This is a genomic window from Arsenicibacter rosenii (assembly GCF_001870735.1).
Classification (GTDB): Bacteria; Bacteroidota; Bacteroidia; order Cytophagales; family Spirosomataceae; genus Arsenicibacter; species Arsenicibacter rosenii.
Genome location: NZ_MORL01000121.1, coordinates 1 through 1,700 on the forward strand (window position 1 = coordinate 1; position 1,700 = coordinate 1,700).

Annotated in this window: 2 protein-coding genes; both read right to left on the reverse strand. The window is 53.4% G+C overall.

Translation table 11 applies throughout. From position 1 onward, the window contains the following. On the reverse strand, positions 1-1,245 hold a 1,245-nt coding region (locus tag BLX24_RS30210; RefSeq protein ID WP_177225977.1), incomplete at its 3' end, for a SusC/RagA family TonB-linked outer membrane protein. A gap of 39 nt (positions 1,246-1,284) precedes the next feature. Further along, a partial coding sequence (locus BLX24_RS30215) for a DUF4974 domain-containing protein (protein WP_143092918.1) occupies positions 1,285-1,700 on the reverse strand: 416 nt, incomplete at its 5' end.

Sequence of the window (1,700 nt, forward strand, 5' to 3'; positions counted from 1 at the left end):
GCCGTTTTGCAAAGCCTGATATTCGGCAACGTTGGTGAAAATGAGCGGATCGTCTGCCGGACTTTTCCAGACCCCCGCTGCCCGCCAGGCTTCCCGCTTCAGGTCGCGGAATCCGTTGAGATCCATTGCTTTGGGATACATCGTCACCTGCGAAATACCGGCATAGGTATTAAACGAGATATCCGGTTTGCCGGTGCGGCCTTTTTTGGTCGTAATCAGAATAACCCCGTTGGCACCCCGTGACCCGTAAATCGCAATCGACGAGGCATCTTTCAGGATTTCCATGGATTCAATGTCGTTGGCATTAATGTCTTCCAGGTTACCGTACTGAATACCGTCGACGATAATGAGCGGGGAGTTGTTGCCGCCAATCGACCGGTTACCACGGATGGTAATGTTCACACGGGCACCCGCCTGACCGCTCGACCGGACAATATCGGCCCCGGCAATTTTGCCCTGTGCGGCTTCCAGCACGTTTGCCGTCGGTACCTCTTTCAGCTGTTCACTTTTCAACTGCACAACAGAGCCGGTAAGGTCCTTTTTCCGGACGGCTCCGTAACCAATGACAACCACCTCTTCCAGCGAACTGATATCCGGTGTCATTTTCAGGTTTACGGTAGTCCGTTTACCCACCGCTACCTCCTGGCTCTGGTACCCAACGAAAGAAAACGTCAGGATCACATTGTCGCCGTCGGGGACAGAAAGCCGGTATTGCCCGTTGGCGTCGGTTGATGCGCCGCGATTCGATCCTTTGAGCACGACACTAACCCCTGGCATACCGGACCCTTTTTCATCGGTAACCGTGCCTGTAATGGTATGATCCACGGCAGCGCCTGTGATGATACCGGCCTCATTGGTATCGTCGGCCTTGTGGTCGCCCATATTGTCGAGGACAATCTGACCGCCCAGAATCCGGTACGTCAGCCGGAGCGGTTTAAGCAGTTCGTCCAGTACGTCGTGCAGGCGTTTGCTGCTGACAGAAAGCGTTACCTGTCTGTCGGCGCCAATTGTTTTGGAACTGTAGACGAAGCGGCTCTCCGTCTGTTGCTCAATCAGGCCGAGGACAGTGCGGAGCCGTTGTTTTTCAACTTTTAAGGTTACGGGTCTGCTCAGCAACTCCTGTGCCGAAGCCGCTGCGGACATGAGCGGGTGTATGCACAAAAGCATGAAGAACAAACAGACACTCAGAAACGACCCCCTGACAACTGGCAGGGTATCGGCATCAGTGGTAATTTTTTGTTTCATGAAAGTAAGCGTTTAGTATAGATTGGTAAATCGCACTGGTTATTCCTGGCAGCCTTTCCCGCTGAACAGAATCGTTGTTCCCCTGACTTCGTACTCCATGTGTAAGGCGGCACAGATCAGGTCCAGCTGGGTAAACAGGGGCTGATCATTGAGATTTGCCGTCAACTGGCAGTTAGTAAGCGCCTCGTTTTCAACTTCAATGGCAATGCCGTAGGCCTGTTCCAGGTGGTGGATGACGTCGGAAAGCGGAGTGTCGTTATAGTGAAAGGAAACAGGCTTCCGGGTTTCTTTCGGTACCGGTATCATTTTCGGAGCGTCTACCAGTCCGGTTACGAAGTGAGCCTCCTGCTCGTAGAAGGTGACGCGCTGATTGGGGGTCAGGATTACCCCGTCGGTACGGTCTGCCTGCCTGCGTTGGTGATAGACAGCGACTTTTCCCGTTACTACATCAACCC